Annotated in this window: 34 protein-coding genes; 33 read left to right on the top strand and 1 reads right to left on the bottom strand. The window is 61.5% G+C overall.

What is annotated here, in order from left to right; translation table 11 throughout:
* The first annotated feature begins 13 nt into the window (after nt 1-13).
* The 33 genes from rplB (at nt 14) to TC41_RS13910 (ending at nt 17,510) form a co-directional block, all read left to right on the top strand.
* Nucleotides 14-844, top strand: coding sequence for a 50S ribosomal protein L2 (gene rplB / locus TC41_RS14070; RefSeq protein WP_014465732.1), 831 nt, complete (start codon nt 14-16; stop codon nt 842-844).
* A gap of 39 nt (nt 845-883) precedes the next feature.
* The gene (rpsS, locus tag TC41_RS14065) at nt 884-1,165 is read left to right on the top strand and encodes a 30S ribosomal protein S19 (protein WP_008339784.1); all 282 of its coding nucleotides are present in this window, start codon (nt 884-886) and stop codon (nt 1,163-1,165) included.
* 61 nt (nt 1,166-1,226) lie between these two features.
* Entirely contained in the window at nt 1,227-1,583 is a 357-nt protein-coding gene (gene rplV / locus TC41_RS14060; protein WP_014465730.1) for a 50S ribosomal protein L22, read from the top strand.
* Between the two features lie 15 nt (nt 1,584-1,598).
* Nucleotides 1,599-2,279 carry a 30S ribosomal protein S3 gene (rpsC, locus tag TC41_RS14055; RefSeq protein ID WP_014465729.1) on the top strand — a complete coding sequence of 227 codons (681 nt, stop codon included), beginning with the start codon at nt 1,599-1,601 and terminating at the stop codon, nt 2,277-2,279.
* Between the two features lie 6 nt (nt 2,280-2,285).
* Nucleotides 2,286-2,723: a 50S ribosomal protein L16 gene (gene rplP / locus TC41_RS14050; protein ID WP_008339779.1), complete on the top strand. Its 438-nt coding sequence runs from the start codon at nt 2,286-2,288 to the stop codon at nt 2,721-2,723.
* Nucleotides 2,710-2,907, top strand: a complete 198-nt coding sequence (gene rpmC / locus TC41_RS14045) for a 50S ribosomal protein L29 (RefSeq protein ID WP_008339776.1) — start codon at nt 2,710-2,712, stop codon at nt 2,905-2,907. Before rplP ends, rpmC begins: the two co-directional genes overlap by 14 nt.
* A gap of 18 nt (nt 2,908-2,925) precedes the next feature.
* Entirely contained in the window at nt 2,926-3,195 is a 270-nt protein-coding gene (gene rpsQ, locus TC41_RS14040) for a 30S ribosomal protein S17 (RefSeq protein WP_008339774.1), read from the top strand.
* 31 nt (nt 3,196-3,226) lie between these two features.
* Nucleotides 3,227-3,595, top strand: a complete 369-nt coding sequence (gene rplN / locus TC41_RS14035) for a 50S ribosomal protein L14 (RefSeq protein WP_008339772.1) — start codon at nt 3,227-3,229, stop codon at nt 3,593-3,595.
* A 38-nt stretch (nt 3,596-3,633) separates the two neighbouring features.
* Nucleotides 3,634-3,945 (top strand): 50S ribosomal protein L24, encoded by a 312-nt coding sequence (gene rplX, locus TC41_RS14030; protein WP_035469237.1) that lies wholly within the window; start codon nt 3,634-3,636, stop codon nt 3,943-3,945.
* Nucleotides 3,946-3,972: 27 nt separating this feature from the next.
* Nucleotides 3,973-4,512 carry a 50S ribosomal protein L5 gene (gene rplE, locus TC41_RS14025; protein WP_041695512.1) on the top strand — a complete coding sequence of 180 codons (540 nt, stop codon included), beginning with the start codon at nt 3,973-3,975 and terminating at the stop codon, nt 4,510-4,512.
* A 19-nt stretch (nt 4,513-4,531) separates the two neighbouring features.
* Nucleotides 4,532-4,717 (top strand): type Z 30S ribosomal protein S14, encoded by a 186-nt coding sequence (locus TC41_RS14020; protein WP_008339767.1) that lies wholly within the window; start codon nt 4,532-4,534, stop codon nt 4,715-4,717.
* Between the two features lie 27 nt (nt 4,718-4,744).
* Nucleotides 4,745-5,140, top strand: a complete 396-nt coding sequence (gene rpsH, locus TC41_RS14015) for a 30S ribosomal protein S8 (protein ID WP_014465724.1) — start codon at nt 4,745-4,747, stop codon at nt 5,138-5,140.
* Between the two features lie 25 nt (nt 5,141-5,165).
* The gene (rplF, locus tag TC41_RS14010; RefSeq protein WP_041695511.1) at nt 5,166-5,705 is read left to right on the top strand and encodes a 50S ribosomal protein L6; all 540 of its coding nucleotides are present in this window, start codon (nt 5,166-5,168) and stop codon (nt 5,703-5,705) included.
* Nucleotides 5,706-5,744: 39 nt separating this feature from the next.
* The gene (rplR, locus tag TC41_RS14005) at nt 5,745-6,104 is read left to right on the top strand and encodes a 50S ribosomal protein L18 (protein ID WP_041695510.1); all 360 of its coding nucleotides are present in this window, start codon (nt 5,745-5,747) and stop codon (nt 6,102-6,104) included.
* A gap of 23 nt (nt 6,105-6,127) precedes the next feature.
* A complete protein-coding gene (gene rpsE, locus TC41_RS14000; protein ID WP_014465721.1) occupies nt 6,128-6,619 on the top strand; it encodes a 30S ribosomal protein S5 in 492 nt (163 codons plus the stop codon).
* Between the two features lie 16 nt (nt 6,620-6,635).
* Nucleotides 6,636-6,824, top strand: a complete 189-nt coding sequence (rpmD, locus tag TC41_RS13995) for a 50S ribosomal protein L30 (RefSeq protein WP_014465720.1) — start codon at nt 6,636-6,638, stop codon at nt 6,822-6,824.
* 16 nt (nt 6,825-6,840) lie between these two features.
* Entirely contained in the window at nt 6,841-7,284 is a 444-nt protein-coding gene (gene rplO, locus TC41_RS13990; protein ID WP_014465719.1) for a 50S ribosomal protein L15, read from the top strand.
* A 1-nt stretch (nt 7,285) separates the two neighbouring features.
* Nucleotides 7,286-8,578, top strand: coding sequence for a preprotein translocase subunit SecY (gene secY / locus TC41_RS13985; protein ID WP_014465718.1), 1,293 nt, complete (start codon nt 7,286-7,288; stop codon nt 8,576-8,578).
* A gap of 40 nt (nt 8,579-8,618) precedes the next feature.
* Complete coding sequence (locus TC41_RS13980; protein WP_041695509.1) at nt 8,619-9,269, top strand: adenylate kinase; 651 nt, start codon at nt 8,619-8,621, stop codon at nt 9,267-9,269.
* Nucleotides 9,270-9,388: 119 nt separating this feature from the next.
* A complete protein-coding gene (locus TC41_RS13975) occupies nt 9,389-9,625 on the top strand; it encodes a hypothetical protein (protein ID WP_237699964.1) in 237 nt (78 codons plus the stop codon).
* On the top strand, nt 9,603-9,821 hold the full coding sequence (infA, locus tag TC41_RS13970; protein WP_006445797.1) for a translation initiation factor IF-1: 219 nt from the start codon (nt 9,603-9,605) through the stop codon (nt 9,819-9,821). The genes TC41_RS13975 and infA overlap by 23 nt, the downstream gene beginning before the upstream one ends.
* A 61-nt stretch (nt 9,822-9,882) precedes the next feature.
* Nucleotides 9,883-9,996: a 50S ribosomal protein L36 gene (gene rpmJ, locus TC41_RS13965; protein ID WP_008339738.1), complete on the top strand. Its 114-nt coding sequence runs from the start codon at nt 9,883-9,885 to the stop codon at nt 9,994-9,996.
* A 233-nt stretch (nt 9,997-10,229) separates the two neighbouring features.
* Entirely contained in the window at nt 10,230-10,598 is a 369-nt protein-coding gene (rpsM, locus tag TC41_RS13960; RefSeq protein ID WP_012811919.1) for a 30S ribosomal protein S13, read from the top strand.
* A gap of 18 nt (nt 10,599-10,616) precedes the next feature.
* On the top strand, nt 10,617-11,033 hold the full coding sequence (gene rpsK / locus TC41_RS13955; protein WP_008339734.1) for a 30S ribosomal protein S11: 417 nt from the start codon (nt 10,617-10,619) through the stop codon (nt 11,031-11,033).
* A gap of 61 nt (nt 11,034-11,094) precedes the next feature.
* Entirely contained in the window at nt 11,095-11,721 is a 627-nt protein-coding gene (rpsD, locus tag TC41_RS13950; protein ID WP_012811918.1) for a 30S ribosomal protein S4, read from the top strand.
* A 71-nt stretch (nt 11,722-11,792) separates the two neighbouring features.
* The gene (locus TC41_RS13945; RefSeq protein ID WP_008339730.1) at nt 11,793-12,731 is read left to right on the top strand and encodes a DNA-directed RNA polymerase subunit alpha; all 939 of its coding nucleotides are present in this window, start codon (nt 11,793-11,795) and stop codon (nt 12,729-12,731) included.
* A 27-nt stretch (nt 12,732-12,758) separates the two neighbouring features.
* Nucleotides 12,759-13,124 (top strand): 50S ribosomal protein L17, encoded by a 366-nt coding sequence (rplQ, locus tag TC41_RS13940; RefSeq protein WP_008339728.1) that lies wholly within the window; start codon nt 12,759-12,761, stop codon nt 13,122-13,124.
* Between the two features lie 11 nt (nt 13,125-13,135).
* On the top strand, nt 13,136-13,924 hold the full coding sequence (gene truA, locus TC41_RS13935) for a tRNA pseudouridine(38-40) synthase TruA (RefSeq protein WP_041695508.1): 789 nt from the start codon (nt 13,136-13,138) through the stop codon (nt 13,922-13,924).
* An 80-nt stretch (nt 13,925-14,004) separates the two neighbouring features.
* Nucleotides 14,005-14,451: a 50S ribosomal protein L13 gene (gene rplM / locus TC41_RS13930; protein WP_041695507.1), complete on the top strand. Its 447-nt coding sequence runs from the start codon at nt 14,005-14,007 to the stop codon at nt 14,449-14,451.
* Between the two features lie 15 nt (nt 14,452-14,466).
* Nucleotides 14,467-14,859, top strand: a complete 393-nt coding sequence (gene rpsI, locus TC41_RS13925; protein ID WP_014465709.1) for a 30S ribosomal protein S9 — start codon at nt 14,467-14,469, stop codon at nt 14,857-14,859.
* A gap of 224 nt (nt 14,860-15,083) precedes the next feature.
* Entirely contained in the window at nt 15,084-15,857 is a 774-nt protein-coding gene (locus tag TC41_RS13920; protein ID WP_041695953.1) for an N-acetylmuramoyl-L-alanine amidase, read from the top strand.
* A gap of 24 nt (nt 15,858-15,881) precedes the next feature.
* Nucleotides 15,882-16,343 carry a hypothetical protein gene (locus tag TC41_RS13915; RefSeq protein WP_148260223.1) on the top strand — a complete coding sequence of 154 codons (462 nt, stop codon included), beginning with the start codon at nt 15,882-15,884 and terminating at the stop codon, nt 16,341-16,343.
* Between the two features lie 69 nt (nt 16,344-16,412).
* Nucleotides 16,413-17,510 carry an Mrp/NBP35 family ATP-binding protein gene (locus tag TC41_RS13910; protein WP_014465706.1) on the top strand — a complete coding sequence of 366 codons (1,098 nt, stop codon included), beginning with the start codon at nt 16,413-16,415 and terminating at the stop codon, nt 17,508-17,510.
* Between the two features lie 124 nt (nt 17,511-17,634).
* On the opposite strand, the gene gerD is transcribed toward TC41_RS13910, so the two are convergent.
* Entirely contained in the window at nt 17,635-18,303 is a 669-nt protein-coding gene (gene gerD, locus TC41_RS13905) for a spore germination lipoprotein GerD (protein ID WP_014465705.1), read from the bottom strand.
* Between the last annotated feature and the right edge of the window lie 73 nt (nt 18,304-18,376).

Genomic DNA, 18,376 nt, shown 5'->3' with positions numbered 1-18,376 from the left:
GGAGGTCGTCTCGATGGGGATCAAAAAGTATCGCCCGACTTCTCCTGGCCGCCGCTTCATGTCGGTCTCGACGTTCGAAGAGATCACGACGGATAAGCCGGAGAAGTCGCTGCTCGTCCCGCTGAAAAAGAAGGCGGGGCGGAATAACCAGGGCCGCATTACCGTGCGCCATCGCGGGGGCGGTCACAAGCGGATGTACCGCATCATTGACTTCAAGCGCAACAAGGACGGCGTGCCGGCAAAGGTCGCTACCATCGAATACGATCCGAACCGGTCTGCACGCATCGCTCTGCTTCACTATCTGGATGGCGAGAAGCGCTATATCATCGCGCCGCACGGCCTCAAGGTTGGCGACGTGGTGGTCAGCGGAGAAAATGTCGATATCCGCGTCGGCAATGCGCTGCCGCTTCGGTCCATCCCGGTGGGTACCATCATCCACAACATTGAGCTCCACCCGGGACACGGCGGGCAACTGGCACGTGCGGCAGGTGCGAGCGCCCAGCTGATGGCGAAGGAGGGCGACTACGCGCAGGTCCGGCTCGCGTCGGGCGAGGTGCGGAAGATTCATCTTTCGTGCCGTGCGACCATCGGCCAGGTGGGGAACTTGGACCACGAAAACATCACACTCGGCAAGGCCGGGCGCAGCCGCTGGCTGGGACGCAGGCCGACGGTTCGCGGTTCTGCGATGAACCCGGTGGATCACCCGCACGGCGGTGGCGAAGGCAAGGCGCCGATTGGCCGCAAGTCGCCGATGTCACCTTGGGGTAAGCCGACGCTGGGCAAGAAGACGCGCAAGAAGAACCATCCGACGGATAAGTACATCGTGCGTCGCCGCACGAAGTAATTCGAAAGTCACGTTGACTTGGAAGGGAGGTCGTTCGCAGTGGGTCGTTCTCTGAAGAAGGGTCCGTTCTGTGACGCCCATCTCATGAAGAAGGTCGAGGCGCTGAACGCCTCGGGCGAGAAGAAGGTCATCAAGACGTGGTCGCGCCGCTCGACCATTTTCCCGCAATTCGTAGGGCACACGTTTGCAGTGCATGACGGTCGGAAGCATGTGCCAGTGTACGTCACCGAGGATATGGTCGGACACAAGCTCGGCGAGTTCGTCCCGACGCGCACATTTCGCGGACACGCCGGGGATGAGAAGTCGTCGCGCTCGCGCTGACGTGATAGGAGCATACTGGGGCGGCTGGTAGAGCCCAGCCCCAAACGAAGGAGGTCGTGTCATGGCATCGACGCAGTCGGAAACGCGGACGGCTCGGGCGGTTGCCCGCTATCTTCGCATCGCTCCGCGGAAGGCTCGCCTTGTAGTCGATCTGGTGCGCGGGAAGAACGTGCAAGAGGCGCTCGCCATCCTGAAGTTCACGCCGCGAGCAGCGTCCCCGTTGGTGGAAAAGGTGCTTCGATCCGCGATGGCCAACGCGGAAAACAATCACAATATGGACGTCGATAAGCTCTACATCAAGGAGATCTACGTCGACGAGGGGCCGACGCTGAAGCGCTGGCATCCCCGCGCTCAGGGCCGTGCCTTCAGCATCTTTAAGCGCACGAGCCATATCACCGTCGTCCTGGCGGAACGGTAAGGAGGGATTGCCTGCATGGGGCAAAAAGTCAACCCAATCGGCCTTCGGATTGGGATCATCCGGGACTGGGAAGCGAAATGGTACGCCAATAAGAAGGATTATCAGGAGCTCCTCCACGAGGACCTGAAGATCCGGAACTATGTCATGGAGCGCCTGAAAGATGCGGCGATTGGTTCGGTCGAGATTGAGCGCGCGGCGAATCGGATCAACGTGACGATTCACACAGCGAAGCCAGGTATGGTCATTGGCAAGGGCGGTCAGGAGGTCGACGCGCTGCGCAACGAATTGAACAAGCTGACCGGCAAGCGCGTCCACATCTCGATTTCGGAGATCAAGCAGCCGGATCTGTGCGCGAAACTGGTGGCGGAGAGCATTGCGCAGCAGCTTGAACGTCGCGTGGCGTTTCGCCGTGCGATGAAGCAAGCGATCCAGCGGTCGATGCGCGCAGGCGCGAAGGGCGTCCGCGTCCAGGTTTCTGGCCGGTTGGGCGGCGCTGAGATTGCTCGCACGGAAGGCTACGTGGAGGGGACGGTTCCTCTGCAGACGCTGCGAGCGGACATCGACTACGCGCTGGCGGAGGCGCATACCACGTACGGCCGCATCGGCGTAAAAGTCTGGATTTACCGGGGAGAAGTGTTGCCGAAGCGGAAGAACGCCCAGGCGGAGGCGGCTTCTGAAGCGGTTCAAGGAGGTTGATGGACCATGTTGATGCCAAAGCGCGTGAAGTACCGCAAGGAGCATCGCGGTCGCCTGAAGGGACGCGCGAAGGGCGGACGGACAGTCGCGTTTGGCGATTATGGGCTGGTAGCGCTCGAGCCCGCCTGGGTGACGAACCGGCAGATCGAGGCCGCCCGTATCGCGATGACGCGCTACATGCGCCGCGGTGGCAAGGTGTGGATCAAGATCTTTCCGTCCAAGCCCGTGACGAAAAAGCCGGCTGAGACCCGTATGGGTAGCGGTAAGGGCTCGCCGGAGATGTGGGTTGCTGTTGTGAAGCCGGGCCGCGTGTTGTTCGAAGTGGCCGGGGTGAGTGAAGAAGTGGCGCGCGAAGCAATGCGCCTTGCCGCGCACAAGCTGCCGATCAAGTGCAAGTTCGTGACTCGTGAAGAAGTGGGTGGTGACGCGAATGAAGGCAACTGAGCTTCGGAGTCTGAGTGACGAGGAGCTGAAGGCCCGCATCGACGGGCTGAAGGACGAGTTGTTCAACCTCCGCTTCCAACTCGCTACGGGTCAATTGGAGAACCCCATGCGCATTCGGCAGGTTCGCAAGGATATCGCGCGCGCAAAGACGATCCTGCGCCAACGCGAGTTGGGCATCGGCTGAGAAGGGAGGTTCTTTGTGATGGCGGAGAATGAGCGCAAACAGCGCAAGGTGCGCGTCGGCAAGGTGGTAAGCGACAAGATGGACAAGACCATCGTGGTAGCCGTCGAAGAGCGCGTGATGCACCCGCTCTACGGCAAAACGGTTCGGCGTACGAAGAAGTTTAAGGCGCACGACGAGAACAACGAGGCGAAGATCGGCGACGTCGTTCGGATTATGGAGACGCGGCCGCTCAGCAAGGAGAAGCGTTGGCGTTTGGTCGAGATTGTGGAACGCGCGGAGATTGTCTGATCGAGGCGCCTGCTGAAGGGAGGATATGGCGATGATTCAACCGCAAACGCGGCTTGTGGTTGCTGACAACTCGGGCGCAAAGGAGATCATGTGCTTCCGCGTGCTCGGCGGTTCCAATCGCAAATACGCGAACATCGGCGACGTGATCGTGGCGTCCGTCAAGAGTGCAACACCCGGGGGCGTTGTCAAGAAGGGTGACGTCGTGAAGGCGGTCATCGTTCGGAGTAAGCGTGGGATTCGCCGGAGCGACGGCTCGTATATCCGATTTGACGAGAATGCTGCTGTGATCATCCGCGATGACAAGAGCCCGCGCGGGACGCGTATCTTTGGTCCGGTCGCGCGCGAGTTGCGCGATCGCGACTTCATGAAGATCATCTCGTTGGCACCCGAGGTGCTGTGACCGGAAGGCCGGAAGGAGGGGGTGTGACCGTGCCAAAGCTGCGTGTGAAGACCGGCGATAAAGTGGTCGTGATCGCAGGCAAGGACAAGTCGAAGCAGGGGCGAATCCTGAAGGTGTATCCGAAGGAGGGCCGTGTGGTCGTCGAAGGCGTGAACATCGTGAAGCGCCACACGAAGCCGAATCCACAGCATCCCGAGGGTGGGATTGTGGAGAAAGAGGCCCCCATTCACGTGTCGAACGTGATGATTGTGGATCCGAAGACGGGCGAGCCCACGCGCGTGGGGTATAAATTCCTCGAGGACGGGCGTAAGGTCCGGTACGCGAAAAAGTCTGGCGAAATCCTTGACTGAGTAGCCAGGTGAAAGGAGGGAACAGCGTTGGCTCGTTTGTTGGAGAAATACCGGACCCAAGTGGTTCCGGCACTGATGAAGCAGTTCAACTACAAAAATCCGCTGCAGGTTCCGCGGCTTGAGAAGATTGTGATCAACATGGGGCTCGGCGAGGCGACGCAAAACCCGAAGGTGATCGACGCGGCGGTGGAAGACCTGCGCGCCATCTCGGGACAGCAGCCGGTCGTCACGCGGGCGAAAAAGTCGATTGCAGGTTTCCGCCTGCGTCAGGGCATGCCCATCGGCGTGAAGGTCACGCTGCGTGGGGAGCGGATGTATCATTTCCTGGATAAGCTGATGAATCTCGCGCTTCCGCGCGTTCGCGACTTCCGCGGCGTGTCGCCGCGTTCGTTCGACGGCCGAGGGAACTACACGCTAGGCCTGCGCGAGCAGTTGATCTTCCCGGAAATCGACTACGACAAGATCGATAAGGTCCGCGGTCTGGAAGTCGTGATGGTCACGACTGCGAAGACGGACGAAGAAGCGCGCGCGCTTTTGACCGAACTGGGAATGCCGTTCCGCCAGTAATGGAGAGGGAGGTCCTACGGTGGCCAAGAAGTCGATGATTATCAAGGCGCAGCGGAAGCCGAAGTTCAGCACCCGCGCGTACACACGGTGCCGCATCTGCGGTCGGCCGCACTCGGTGTACCGCAAGTTTGGCGTGTGCCGCATCTGCTTCCGCGAGCTGGCATACAAGGGACAGTTGCCTGGCGTCAAGAAGGCCAGTTGGTAATCGGGAAGTGGAAGGAGGCGAGCTCGCATGATGACGGATCCGATTGCAGATATGCTCACGCGTATTCGCAACGCGAACCTCGTTCGCCACGAGAAGGTAGAGGTTCCGGCTTCGAAGGTGAAGCGTGCGATCGCGGAGATCTTGAAAAACGAGGGCTACATCCGGGACGCCGAGTACATCCAGGACGGCCCGCAAGGCACCATCCGGCTGTTCCTGAAGTACGGAAAGAACAATGAGCGCGTGATCACCGGTCTGAAGCGAATTTCGAAGCCGGGTCGCCGCGTGTACGTGGGTCATGAGGACCTGCCGCGCGTTCTGGGCGGACTTGGAATCGCGATTATCTCGACGTCGAAGGGGATCATGACGGACCGCGAAGCGCGAAAGCTTGGCATCGGCGGCGAGGTCATCTGTTACGTGTGGTAAGTCGGGACGACGGGAGGTGCAGGAAATGTCTCGTATTGGTCGCAAGCCCATTCCGATCCCGGCAGGGGTCGAAGTGTCGGTCAACGGCACGGAAGTGACGGTGAAAGGGCCCAAGGGCCAGCTCACGCGCCGCGTGCACCCAGAGATGAGGGTCATCGTGGAGGACAATCAGGTCATCGTGGAGCGCCCGTCCGATGAGAAGCTGCATCGCGCACTGCACGGCACGACGCGCAGCGTGATCGCCAATATGGTGGAAGGCGTGACGAACGGGTACACGAAGAGCCTGGAGCTGGTGGGCGTCGGTTATCGCGCGGCGAAGCAGGGCAACAAGGTGACGCTGTCCGTTGGGTTTTCTCACCCGGTGGACCTCCCGCAGGTGGAGGGCATCGAGGTGGAGGTGCCGGCGCAGAACAAGATCGTCGTCCGGGGCATCGACAAGGAGCTCGTCGGCATTTACGCGGCAAAAGTCAGGTCCATCCGGCCGCCCGAGCCATACAAGGGCAAAGGCATTCGTTACGAAGGGGAAAACGTGCGGCGCAAGGTCGGTAAGACCGGTAAGAAGTGATGCCGGCGGCTGCGCCGCGTGAGCAAAGGAGTGAACAGCGTGATTACGAAGCCAAACCGCAACGAAACGCGCAAGCGGCGTCACGTGCGGGTTCGGGCCAAGGTGTTCGGAACGCCCGAACGGCCGCGGCTGAACGTGTTCCGGTCGAATAAGCACATCTACGCGCAGCTGATCGACGACACCATTGGGCACACCATCGCGGCTGCATCGAGCCTGGAGAAGGGCTTCGAGGGCAACGGCGGCAATGTGGAAGGTGCGCGCAAGGTCGGACGCATGATCGCGGAGCGCGCGCTTGCGAAAGGCTACAAGAAGGTCGTGTTCGACCGCGGCGGATACCTGTACCACGGGCGCGTGCGGGCGCTTGCAGACGCTGCACGTGAAGCGGGGCTTGACTTCTAAACAAGAGGGAGGAAGGTGTACACGTGCGCATTGACCCGAATCAATTGGAGTTGACGGAGCGGGTTGTCCATGTGAACCGCGTGGCCAAGGTCGTCAAAGGCGGACGGCGCTTTTCGTTCTCGGCGCTCGTGGTGGTGGGCGACGGCCAAGGGCATGTGGGCGCGGGCCTCGGCAAGGCGCAAGAGGTTCCGGATGCCATTCGCAAGGGCATTGAGGATGCGAAAAAGCATCTCATCGAGGTGCCCATCCGGAAGACGACCATTCCGCACGAGGCGCTCGGCCACTTTGGCGCAGGGAAGGTCCTCATCAAGCCGGCCCCGGGCAGCGGCGTGATCGCAGGTGGACCGGTGCGCGCCGTCCTCGAGTTGGCTGGTATCAAGGATATCGTCACCAAGTCGCTTGGGTCGAACAACCCCATCAACATGGTGCATGCGACCATCGACGCGCTGAAGCAGCTGAAGCGGCCGGAGGAAGTCGCGCGGCTTCGCGGAAAGTCGCTTGAAGAGATTCTGTGAAGAGGAGGCGTACACGGTGGCGAAGAAGCTTGCAATTCGGCTCGTTCACAGCCCCAACGGACGCCAACCCGTGCAGCGCAAGACGGCCGCGGCACTTGGGTTCCGCAAGTTGTACCAGACAGTCGTGCGGGAGGACACGCCGGTCATTCGCGGCATGGTGAACCGCATTCGTCATTTGGTTGAAGTGACTGAGGTCGACGAGTAAGAGGGGGGTGTGACGGATGAAACTGCATGAGCTGAAGCCCGCTGAAGGTTCCAAGCACCGCAAAAAGCGCGTGGGCCGCGGCACGAGCTCCGGACACGGGAAGACGTCCACGCGCGGCACGAAGGGCCAGTGGGCGCGATCCGGCGGTGGCGTTCGCCCGGGATTCGAAGGTGGTCAGACGCCGCTGTTCCGGCGCCTGCCGAAGCGCGGGTTCACCAATGCCCGCTTCAAAAAGGTGTATGCGACGGTCAATGTGGATCGCCTGAACGTCTTCCCCGCCGGGACGGTGGTGACGCCGGAGCTGTTACTCGAGCGCCGGATCATTCGCGAACCGCTAGACGGTCTCAAGATTCTCGGCAAGGGCGAGTTGCAGGTGAACCTGACGGTGAAAGCCCACGCGTTCTCATCCTCGGCGCAGGCGAAGATTGAGGCCGCGGGTGGCACCGTCGAGGTGATCTGACGTGTGGCAGGCCATCGCCAACCTATGGCGTCTGAAGCACCTGCGCAAACGGATCCTGTTCACGCTGATGGTTCTTGCCGTGTACCGGATTGGGACCTACATTCCGGTGCCCGGCATGAACGTGAGCGCCTTGAATGCGGGAGCCGGAAACAACGCGCTGTTCAGCTTGTTGAACATGTTTTCCGGCGGCGCATTCTATCGCTTTTCGATCTTCGCGATGAGTGTCACGCCGTACATCACCGCGTCGATCATCGTCCAGTTGTTGCAGTCGGGCGTGATCCCGCGGTTTGAGGAGTGGCAGAAAGAGGGCGAGTCAGGGCGGCAGAAGCTGACCCAGGTCACCCGCTATCTGACCGTGGCTCTCGGTCTGATGCAGGCCGCGGGCTTCACGTATATGTTTGCGCGATCAGGGCTTTTGCTGCCGGGGGCCAACAACTGGTGGTCGTACGTCGTGATTGTCGTCACGCTGACGGCCGGTGACACGCTTCTCATGTGGTTCGGCGAGATGATCACGGAGAAGGGCGTCGGCAACGGCATCTCGCTTCTCATTTTCACGAGCATCCTGTCTCGCTTCTCGACTCTCGGGCAAGAGGTTTACGCCAACTGGTTCATGAATCAGTCTGGCCACCTCTTTCTCGGGATCTTGAAGACGCTGATCCTCATCGCGGGGATCGTCGTCATCTTCGCGCTGATCGTGTTTGTCCAGCAGGCGGAACGAAAGATTCCGGTGCAGTACGCGAAGCGCGTGGTGGGGCGGACGGTGTATTCGGGCCAGCAGTCGTACATCCCCATCAAGTTGCTCGCGGCTGGCGTGATCCCGGTGATTTTCGCCATTTCGCTTCTGTTTCTGCCGTATACGATCGCGTCGTACTTTCAATCGCATCACTGGGCCGAGTTCATTCTGCGCTATCTGAGCCCGCAGACCGGGTGGTTTATGGGCGCGGAAGTGATTCTCATCATCTTGTTCACGTTCTTCTACACGCACGTTCAGATCAACCCGCAACAGCTGGCGGAGCAACTGCAGAAGCATGCGGGCTTCATTCCTGGCGTGCGGCCAGGCCATGAGACCGAGATGTACATCGTGAAGGTGATCAACCGGGTCACCGTGTTCGGTTCCGTGTTCCTGGGCGTGATTTCCGTATTGCCGTTCATTCTTCTGGGCGCCATGAACCTCACCGACTACAACATTCAAGGCACGTCGCTCATTATTCTTGTCGGCGTTGCGCTGCAGACGATGCAGCAGATGGAAGGCCAACTGCTCCAGCGCCAGTACCGGGGATTCATCCGCGAGTGACAGTGCATGCCCACGTCGTTCGCGCAAGGAGGGGATGTCCGTGCAGGTCATTTTGATTGGATTGCCGGGCGCCGGAAAGGGAACGCAGGCCGCGAAGATTCAAGCGGAGTTCGGCATTCCCCACGTCTCGACGGGAGACATGTTTCGGCAAGCTATCGCGTCAGGGACCGATCTCGGCCGACAAGTGAAGGCGTATCTCGACTCCGGGCGCTTGGTGCCTGATGAGACCACTGTCGCGGTGGTGCGCGACAGGCTGCAGAAGCCGGACGCGGAGAAAGGGTTTCTGCTCGATGGCTTCCCGCGGACGGTTCCGCAGGCGCGGGCACTCGATGACCTGCTTCAGGAGCTGGGAAAGCCGCTCGACTGCGTCCTGTACATCCACGTCGACCCTTCGGTGCTCAAGGAACGCTTGACGGGGCGCCGCATATGTCGGTCCTGTGGGGCGACGTACCACGTGAAGTTCCAGCCGCCGAAGGTAGAAGGGATCTGCGACGTGTGCGGCGGCGAGCTTTACCAACGCCCCGACGATTCCGAGGAGGCGGTCGCGACTCGCCTTGAGCAGTTCAAGCAGACGGAACCCCTCATTGCGTACTATGAGGAGCGGGGACTGCTCAAGCGGATCGACGGGGAGCAGCCGATCGAGAAGGTACACGAGGACGTCGTCGCGGCCCTGGCCCCGTTTAAGAGGTGAAGAAGAGCGCGATGGGTGCACCTCGGGAACTCCCTCCGATCGGTTCGTACGTCGAGGTGATCCAAGGGCGGGACGCAGGTCTCGTCGCGGTGGTCCTCGCCCACGAGGGCGACCGATTCGTGCGCATTGCCGACGGTGACGTGCGCCGCGTCGAGAAGCCCAAGAAGAAAAATGTCGCCCATGTTCGGAGAATTCATCGGATGGCTGAAGGCATTGCCCAGAAGCTCATGGAAGGCGGCCGCGTGACGAATGCGGAACTCCGCCACGCGGTGAGAATGTTGTTGGAGGCGCAAACGGCAAACGGACAAGAACGTGAACAAGGGGGGACATGTGATGGCAAAGGACGATGTGATTGAAGTCGAAGGCACGGTCATCGAACCGCTGCCGAACGCGATGTTCCGCGTGGAGCTGGAGAACGGGCACAAGGTGCTGGCGCACGTGTCGGGGAAGATCAGGATGCACTACATTAAGATCCTCCCCGGCGATCGCGTCACAGTTGAGTTGTCGCCGTATGATCTGACCCGTGGCAGGATTACGTACCGCTACAAGTAATGGAGTGCTGGCATTCGCGGAGTCGTTGCGGTATGATACCGCAAGTGGAGGAGGGGTAAGAGTGAAAGTCCGTCCTTCCGTCAAGCCCATGTGCGAGAAATGCAAAGTGATTCGCCGCAAGGGCAACGTGATGGTGATCTGCGAGAACCCAAAACACAAGCAGCGCCAGGGCTGACCATAGGAACCGCCACGGCGGGGTTCGTTCGGGGCTTCCACGAAGACAGCGCGGCTGGTCCTTCCACGCGACCTGCGGCTGCATCGCACATGCGCCCGCGGGTGAGCGTGAAGGGACTGTCTTCGTGTTTGCATACAAATCACTGATGGAGTCGCTGGACTGGGCAGAACACGCGAGGCGCGGTCCTGTACAAGCCCAGCGCGGACCAAGCACATTGGAGGTGCAGTCTGTACATGGCACGTATTGCCGGCGTCGACTTGCCGCGCGATAAGCGCGTCGAGATCGGACTGACGTACATCTACGGCATCGGCCGCACGACGTCCAACAAGATCCTCGCGGCCACGGGCATTGATCCGAACAAGCGTGTCCGGGATCTCACCGAGGACGAAGTGGTTCGGTTGCGCGAAGAGATCGAGCGCAACTACAAGGTCGAGGGCGATCTTCGCCGAGAAGTGGCGATGAACATCAAGCGGCTGATCGATATCGGCTGCTATCGGGGTATCCGTCACCGCCGCGGGCTGCCAGTGCGCGGGCAGCGCACGAAGACGAATGCGCGCACGCGGAAAGGTCCGCGTCGCACGGTCGCAGGCAAGAAGAAGTAATCTCTGGAGGTGTCATCGTTGGCAAACAAGGTCACCAAGCGCCGTGGCTCGTCGACGAGTGCTCGCCCGCGCCGCCGCGATCGGAAGAACATCGAGGTGGGCGTGGCCCACATCAAGTCGACGTTCAACAATACCATCGTGAGCATCACGGACCCGGCTGGCAACGTGATCTCGTGGGCATCTGCCGGCACGGTGGGCTTCAAGGGATCGCGCAAGAGTACGCCGTATGCTGCGCAGCTCGCAGCTGAGGCGGCGGCGCGTTCCGCCATGGAGCACGGGATGAAGTCTGTCGAGGTGTTGGTGAAGGGCCCGGGTGCCGGCCGTGAGGCTGCGATTCGCTCGCTTCAGGCAGCAGGGCTTGAGATCACCGGAATTCGAGACGTCACGCCCATCCCGCACAATGGGTGCCGTCCGCCGAAGCGCCGCCGCGTCTGACGAGGCGTTGGGATTCACGGGCTGACCAGGTATAACAACTATTGGAGGTGTCCATCCTAGAATGGCAAGGTATACAGGGCCCGTGTGCCGTCTGTGCCGCCGCGAGGGCATCAAGCTCTACCTGAAAGGTGAGCGATGCTTCAGCGAGAAGTGCGCTGTCGACAAGCGGCCGTACGCACCGGGACAACATGGACAAGGTCGCAAGCGCACCACGGAATACGGCATGCAGCTGCGGGAGAAGCAAAAGGCTCGCCGTTACTACGGGGTGCTGGAGAACCAATTTGAACGTTATTACGAGGAGGCCGCTCGCCGTCGCGGGGTGACAGGTGAGACGTTGCTCCAGCTGCTCGAGAGCCGCCTGGATAATGTCGTGTACCGGCTTGGCTTTGCGGCGTCCCGCGCGGAGGCTCGCCAGTTGGTGCGCCATGGTCACATTCAGGTGAACGGCCGGCGTGTAGACATTCCTTCGTTCCTGGTGAAGGAGGGCGACGTCGTGTCGGTTCGCGAGAAGAGCCGCGACAACGCCCGCCTGAAGGAACTCGCCGAACTCATTCCGAGCCGCACCATCCCGGCTTGGCTCGAGCTCGACGCCGAAAACTGGACGGCGAAGGTTTTGCGCCGCCCTGCGCGCGACGAGATCGACGCCCCGGTGCAGGAGCAGCAGATCGTCGAGTTCTACTCTCGTTAATGCGGGGTGAACGCTGGATCGTCTAGCCAGCTCCGAGCGTCGACGAGTACCACTCCCAAGGAGGATTAGGAATGATCGAGATAGAGAAGCCGCGGATCGAGATTGTGGAGCAAACCGGCGACTACGGGAAGTTCGTGTGCGAACCGCTGGAGCGCGGCTACGGGACGACGCTCGGCAACTCACTGCGCCGCATCCTGTTGTCTTCTATCCCGGGGGCAGCGGTGCGGTCGGTGAAAATTGAGGGCGTGCTGCACGAGTTCTCCACGATTCCTGGAGTCGTCGAGGATGTCACCGAGATCATTCTCAATCTCAAACGGCTCTCGTTGAAAATTCATTCCGACGAGGAGAAGACGCTGATCATCGACGCCGTGGGCCCGGGAGTGGTGACGGCTGGCGACATCCGCGCGGATTCGGACGTCGACATCATGAATCCTGACCTGCACATCGCGACGCTGACCGAGGGCGCGCGCATCTACATGGAGATGCGCGCCGGCCGGGGGCGCGGATACGTGCCGGCACACCGCAACAAGCCGGAGGAGCAGGAGATTGGGCTCATTCCCATCGACTCGCTGTACTCGCCCATCTCGCGCGTGAACTTCTCTGTGGAGAACACGCGCGTGGGTCAGATCACGGACTACGACAAACTCACGCTCGAGGTGTGGACGGACGGAAGCGTGGCGCCGGACGAGGCGGTCTCGATCGGAGCAAAGATTCTGACGGAACACTTGATGCTGTTTGTCGGTCTGACGGATCGGGCGCGGGACACGGATCTCATGGTCGAAAAGGAGAACGCGCACAACGACAAGATCCTCGACATGCCGATTGAGGAGCTAGACCTGTCGGTGCGCTCGTACAACTGCCTGAAGCGCGCGGGCATCAACACGGTGGCGGAGCTCTGCGCGAAGTCGGAAGAAGAGATGATGAAGGTCCGCAACCTCGGCCGGAAATCGCTTGAGGAAGTGGTCGAGAAGTTGCATGCCCTTGGGCTTAGCTTGCGCAAGGACGACTGAGCGATTCGCAGCAAGGGAGGGAGACGCATGGCATATCGCAAGTTGAATCGGACCTCTTCGAGCCGCAAGGCGCTGTTTCGCAGCCTTGTGACGGATCTGTTCCTCTACGAGCGCATTCAGACCACCGAAGCCAAGGCCAAGGAACTGCGCTCCATCGCGGAGAAAATGATCACGCTGGCGAAGCGCGGGGACCTGCATTCGCGCCGCTTGGTGGCCCGTTACGTGCGGCGTGAAAAGCTGTCGCCGCTCGGCGAGGGACCGGACGCCATTCAGAAGCTGTTTGGAGACATCGCGCTGCGTTACAAGGACCGCAACGGCGGGTACACGCGCATCGTGAAGGTGGGCCCGCGCCGCGGTGACGCTGCGCCGATGGTCGTGATCGAACTCGTGTGAGGGTGGGGCGTGTGAGCCGTGGGCGCCGCATACGACTCGTGTTGGGCTATGACGGGTCGGGCTTCCACGGCTTTGCCCGTCAAGAAGGGCTTCGCACGGTGCAAGGCGTGCTGGAAGACGAGCTGCGCCGCATGCTTGGCGTGGAGATCCCGGTCGAAGGCTCGGGCCGGACGGACAGGGGCGTGCACGCGCGCGCTCAGGTCGTGCACTTTGACCTGCCCTATGGCCCGACTGCGGACCGCATGGTGCACGTCTTGCGCCGGCGCCTGCCTGCGGATTTGCTGCCCCGAGATGCCGACGAGGTGGACGAGCGGTTCCACGCCCGCTTTTCCGTCGTCCGAAAGACCTACCGGTACACGCTGGATTTGGCCCGTCTGCCGAGCCTCTACTGGTACCGATTCAGCTGGCATCATCCAGAACCGCTCGATCTCGCCGCGATGCAAGAGGCGGCGTGTTATCTCCTGGGTGAGCACGACTTCACCTCGTTCTGTGCGGCCGAGGCGCCCCAGCGGGATAAGGTGCGCCGGATCGATCGCATCGAGTTCCTGCGGGACGGATCGCGCCTCCACATCGAATTCGAGGGGAACGGATTCTTGCAATACATGGTGCGGATCTTGGTCGGCACCCTGGTCAAGGTCGGCCGTGGCAAGGAGAGGCCGGATCGCATTCCCGTCATCTTAGAGGCCCGGGACAGGCGGCTGGCCGGCGAGACGGCGCCGCCGCACGGTTTGTGTCTGTGGAACGTGGAGTATCCGCCAGAGTACGGCGGGAAAGTCATTGATCTGGATGCCGATTTATAATAAAATTGTGCAGGTATTTGACCCACTCGATTCCCCCGTTCCATCGGTAGGTCAAATTGCATCGTTCGGAGGGAACGTTGATGCGTACGACATACATGGCGAAGCCCGGCTCGGTCGAGCGCAAGTGGTACGTCATTGATGCCACGGGCTGGCGCGTGGGCCGCTTGGCGACGCAGATTGCAATGATTTTGCGAGGCAAGCATAAGCCGGAGTTCACGCCTCATGTTGACACGGGCGATTTTGTCATCGTCGTGAATGCAGACAAGGTTGTGTTCACGGGCCGCAAGCTGGATCAAAAGAAGTATTACCGCCACTCCGGTTACCCGGGCGGTCTCAAGGTTACGACGGCGCGAACCCTGTTGAACACGCATCCGGAGCGCGTGCTGTACTACGCTGTCCGCGGCATGTTGCCGCACAACTCGCTCGGCCGTCGTCAATTGAAAAAGCTGCACATCTATGCGGGACCTGAGCATCCGCATGCGGCGCAAAAACCGATTCCGTTCGTACCCGGCGAGACGCGGGAGTAAAGGAGGGGCTGCAACTTGGCAAGCGTTCAATACTGGGCTGTGGGCCGTCGCAAGACCTCCGTCGCTCGCGTGCGCCTTCTTCCGGGCGACGGCAAGATTGTGGTGAACAAGCGGCCGATGGACGAGTACTTCGGGCTCGAGTCGCTCAAGCTGATTGTCAAGCAACCGCTGTTGCTCACGGATACAATGGGCCAGTACGACGTGTACGTGAACGTGCGCGGCGGGGGGATCTCCGGTCAGGCGGGTGCCATCCGTCACGGCATCGCTCGCGCGCTGCTGAAAGTGGATCCGAATCTGCGCCCGACGCTCAAGCGTGCAGGACTCCTGACTCGCGATGCGCGTATGAAGGAGCGCAAGAAATACGGGCTCAAGGCTGCCCGTCGTGCACCGCAGTTCTCGAAGCGCTGAATTGCGACACGCGGCGGCGCGTTGTGTTGGAAAGGCTGTTCCTGTCCCGGTGTCACGGGGATGGGGACAGCCTTTTTGCGGTTTGACGGCGTCGCGCGTCCCAGGTCGCCACTGCGCTTGCGCATCGCATAGCTGGCCTACCCTTCCACGAGGGCCGCGCCTCATGATCTGGCGCCTTGCTGCGCACACTGAGGGCAGCATGTTGCGCCGGAGGGGGCATGATCATGCACGGGAAGCACAGGCACGTGCCGCTCGCGTTCGCCGCGATGGCGATGCTCGTGGGGGCGACCTCTCTCGCGGTACCTGTACAGGATGCGCGGGCGGCATGGTTTCGTCCGCTTCAGCATAGGGTGAATCCAGGGATACAAGCGACCGGCATCCAGGGCAAAGTCATTGTCGTGGATCCTGGCCATGGCGGCCGCGACTCCGGGGCGCGCGGTGTCGGCGGCATTGAGGAGAAGGACATCACCCTCTCGGTGGCACTTAAGCTCGCGCGCTACCTGCAACAGGGCGGCGCCATGGTCGTCATGACGAGGAGTACGGATACGGATCTCGCTACAGAGCGCGATCGCGCCATGAGACAGCGCCATCTGGGCGATCTTCGCGGCCGGTTGAATGTGGTTCGCCGCCAGCGCGTCGACGCCTTTGTTTCGATTCACTGCAACAGCGCACCATCTCCCGACTGGCGCGGCGCTCAGGTCCTGTACCTGAAGACCAATCCACACGCCAAGCAGCTCGCGACCGTCATGCAGGAGACGTTCAGATCGGAGTTGCTGCCAACGCACCGCGACGTGCAGTCGAATCGGACGCTGTTTTTGCTCAAGCGAATTGAAGGGCCGACCGTCTTGGCGGAAATCGGATTTGTGTCAAACCCAGAGGAGGCGCGCGCGCTCACCACGGAGGCGTATCAGGAGCGCGTGGCCTTCGCCATGTACCAAGCCTTGGTCCGCTACTTCAGCGATCCGGCCGCTCAGCAGGTGCCGGAAGACGGCGGCTGAACGCAGCGCACGGGAGGGGTAAGCTTGCGGCGGCGAAGATGGGTAGGGCTCGTGGCCATAGCCATCGGGGGACTCGGTCTCATGGCTTGGTCGCCCTTGGTCGCCGACTTCGTCGGGCGCCCAGCCTCCGCCGCTCGCGCGGAGACATCGTCTGGCCATGCGCTTCCGCTCGTGCTCAAACGGGCGCCCTTCGACTGGGAAGGGCGCCCTGTCTACATCCTGACCAATCGATCCGCCATCGTCCTCCAGCACCTCGTCATCCGGAGCTGGGAGGGGGATCTCTTGCCTCTTCTCTACATCGGCGTGCAGCCCCCGTCGTCCGTGCCGATCCGCCCGCTTGCCCATCCGCCTTACGCGCTCGATCCCGGCTGGTCTGCATGGTTCGTGGGACAAAAACAGCCGCGGCCCCGCTACGTCATCAACTGGCTGGACCAAGGTGTGAACGCTTACCAGGTCGTCTCCGCGCGTTTGGTTTCCCCCGCCTGATGATGTACACTAAACGCAGCGTCGCGTGTGTTTTTCGAGGTGTGTACGGACAAGGAGGTTTTTCGATAGATGGTGACTCGCGAGCAGGTCATCGAAGCGCTCCGGGACGTGAAGGATCCGGAGGTCGGCCGCAGTATCGTGGAGTTGGATATGGTGCCGTCGGTCGAGATCGAAGGCGGCAAGGTCACCGTGGACGTGCTGCTTACCATCCGCGGTTGCCCGCTATCGAACGTCATTGAACGGGAGATCCGGGAGCGTCTGTCGCAACTCGACGGTGTGACCGAGATTGAGGTACGCGTGGGTCACATGACGGACGAACAGCGCGCGCAGTTCGCCGCCAAGGTGCGCGGCATGGGACGTGCGAACGCCGAAGCGCAGCAGGCGGAGCTGCCACCCATCTTGCGCCAGCAGGGGCGCCAGTTCCTCGCCATCGCCTCTGGCAAGGGAGGCGTCGGCAAGTCCACCGTGACCGCCAACCTGGCCGTAGCCCTTGCGCGAAAGGGCTATCGGGTGGCGCTCATCGACGCGGACATCTACGGCTTCAGCATTCCGGTGATCTTCGGCATTGAGGGCGTGAAGCCAGCGACCATTGAGGATCTCATCATGCCCGTACAGGCTGAGGGCGTGAAGATCATGTCCATGCAGTTCTTCGTGCCTGAGAACACGCCCGTCGTGTGGCGCGGTCCGATGCTGGGCAAGATGCTGCGCAGCTTCTTCGGGCAAGTTCACTGGGGCGAGGTGGACATCGTACTGCTGGACCTGCCCCCCGGCACAGGGGATGTGGCGCTGGATGTGCACACGCTTCTGCCGCAGAGCAAGCAGCTCATCGTCACCACTCCGCAGGCTGCCGCGGCGGAGGTGGCGGTGCGCGCGGGCCTGATGGGCGTGCGCACGAACCACCAGGTCATCGGCGTGGTCGAAAACATGGCCTACTTCGTGTGCGACTCGTGCGGGGAGACCGCGTACCTGTTTGGACGGGGCGGTGGCGAACGCGTGGCTGCGGCGCTCAACACCACCCTCCTCGCTGAGATTCCGATTGCCAATCAGGAGAAGGAGCGCGCGGGGATCTTTTCCGCCGACTCTTTGCACGGCCAGGTCTTCGCCAAGTTGGCCGATCGCGTCGCGGAGGCCATGGGCCTCGATCAAGATCGCGAGCTGCGGGCGTGACGACCCGCACGCGCGCGGCGTCCATGCGAAGCCGGGTATCCATGTGAAACGGCACAAACGCGCCAAGCCGGGATATGGCTCGACGCCTTTGTGCCGTTTTCCTTTGTCCCCTGTTCAACCTTCATCACGAGGACGATCCCGACTCCTCCGACGAATTGTTCGACTTCTCCGATCCGCCCTTTTCGCCCTGGCCTTGTCCCCCTGCCGTGGCCTGTCCGGCCTGCATCGCCTTCTGCACCGCGTCCTGCACGGTCTGCTGGAACTGGACCTGGAACGTCGGCGAGGCGAGGGTCTGGAGGATCACCTTCTGCAGTTCGGATCGGAACTCAGGCCCCTGCATCATCGTCTGCAGGGACTTCATGAACTCGTTCGACTGCAGGAGCACCAGCATGTCCTGCTGGAAGTTCGGGTCTTTCATCAGGCTCTCGACGGTGTCCTTGAGTTCGGGCTGCGCGGCCTTGGCGAGCGCCGCCGCGAACTGCGGGTCCTTGGCTGCCTCGGTCAGAAAGGTCTGGGTCTGTTTCGACTGAATGAAGTCCGTGAGCGCCTGTTTTACCTCGTCAGGGGAAGCGATAAGCTGGTTCTTGAACTCCGGATTTTTCAGGGTGTCCAAGAGCGCCTGTTGGCCTTCCTTGGAATTCAGGATGTCCACGACCATCTGTTTCGTCTGTGTGTAGTTCCCGCCCCCGCCCTCTCCGCTTGCGCTCACGTCAGCCCCGGCGTTCATGCCACAGCCAGTGACGGCGAGAGCCGCGAGCCCGATTGCCACGAGGCGCGCAAGCCTGCTGTTCACGCCAAGCCCCTCCTCAACACCCGGTTTACCGTCAGTATGCGACTCGGACCGGCGACCTATCCCAGGCGGCCGC

Origin of the sequence: Alicyclobacillus acidocaldarius subsp. acidocaldarius Tc-4-1, from assembly GCF_000219875.1 — a bacterium.
Classification (GTDB): Bacteria; Bacillota; Bacilli; order Alicyclobacillales; family Alicyclobacillaceae; genus Alicyclobacillus; species Alicyclobacillus acidocaldarius_A.
Note: the sequence above shows the minus strand (reverse complement) of the source record. Positions and strands in the feature narration are given on the sequence as shown.

Coding starts and splice junctions, on each gene's coding strand:
- rplB (WP_014465732.1), top strand. CDS start 14: ATGGGGATCAAAAAGTATCGCCCGACTTCTCCTGGCCGCCGCTTCATG.
- rpmC (WP_008339776.1), top strand. CDS start 2,710: ATGAAGGCAACTGAGCTTCGGAGTCTGAGTGACGAGGAGCTGAAGGCC.
- rplP (WP_008339779.1), top strand. CDS start 2,286: ATGTTGATGCCAAAGCGCGTGAAGTACCGCAAGGAGCATCGCGGTCGC.
- rpsQ (WP_008339774.1), top strand. CDS start 2,926: ATGGCGGAGAATGAGCGCAAACAGCGCAAGGTGCGCGTCGGCAAGGTG.
- TC41_RS13920 (WP_041695953.1), top strand. CDS start 15,084: ATGCACGGGAAGCACAGGCACGTGCCGCTCGCGTTCGCCGCGATGGCG.
- rplV (WP_014465730.1), top strand. CDS start 1,227: ATGGCATCGACGCAGTCGGAAACGCGGACGGCTCGGGCGGTTGCCCGC.
- rpsD (WP_012811918.1), top strand. CDS start 11,095: ATGGCAAGGTATACAGGGCCCGTGTGCCGTCTGTGCCGCCGCGAGGGC.
- rpsH (WP_014465724.1), top strand. CDS start 4,745: ATGATGACGGATCCGATTGCAGATATGCTCACGCGTATTCGCAACGCG.
- rplM (WP_041695507.1), top strand. CDS start 14,005: ATGCGTACGACATACATGGCGAAGCCCGGCTCGGTCGAGCGCAAGTGG.
- TC41_RS13910 (WP_014465706.1), top strand. CDS start 16,413: ATGGTGACTCGCGAGCAGGTCATCGAAGCGCTCCGGGACGTGAAGGAT.
- TC41_RS13945 (WP_008339730.1), top strand. CDS start 11,793: ATGATCGAGATAGAGAAGCCGCGGATCGAGATTGTGGAGCAAACCGGC.
- rplN (WP_008339772.1), top strand. CDS start 3,227: ATGATTCAACCGCAAACGCGGCTTGTGGTTGCTGACAACTCGGGCGCA.
- infA (WP_006445797.1), top strand. CDS start 9,603: ATGGCAAAGGACGATGTGATTGAAGTCGAAGGCACGGTCATCGAACCG.
- rpsC (WP_014465729.1), top strand. CDS start 1,599: ATGGGGCAAAAAGTCAACCCAATCGGCCTTCGGATTGGGATCATCCGG.
- rplO (WP_014465719.1), top strand. CDS start 6,841: ATGAAACTGCATGAGCTGAAGCCCGCTGAAGGTTCCAAGCACCGCAAA.
- rpsM (WP_012811919.1), top strand. CDS start 10,230: ATGGCACGTATTGCCGGCGTCGACTTGCCGCGCGATAAGCGCGTCGAG.
- rplF (WP_041695511.1), top strand. CDS start 5,166: ATGTCTCGTATTGGTCGCAAGCCCATTCCGATCCCGGCAGGGGTCGAA.
- rplQ (WP_008339728.1), top strand. CDS start 12,759: ATGGCATATCGCAAGTTGAATCGGACCTCTTCGAGCCGCAAGGCGCTG.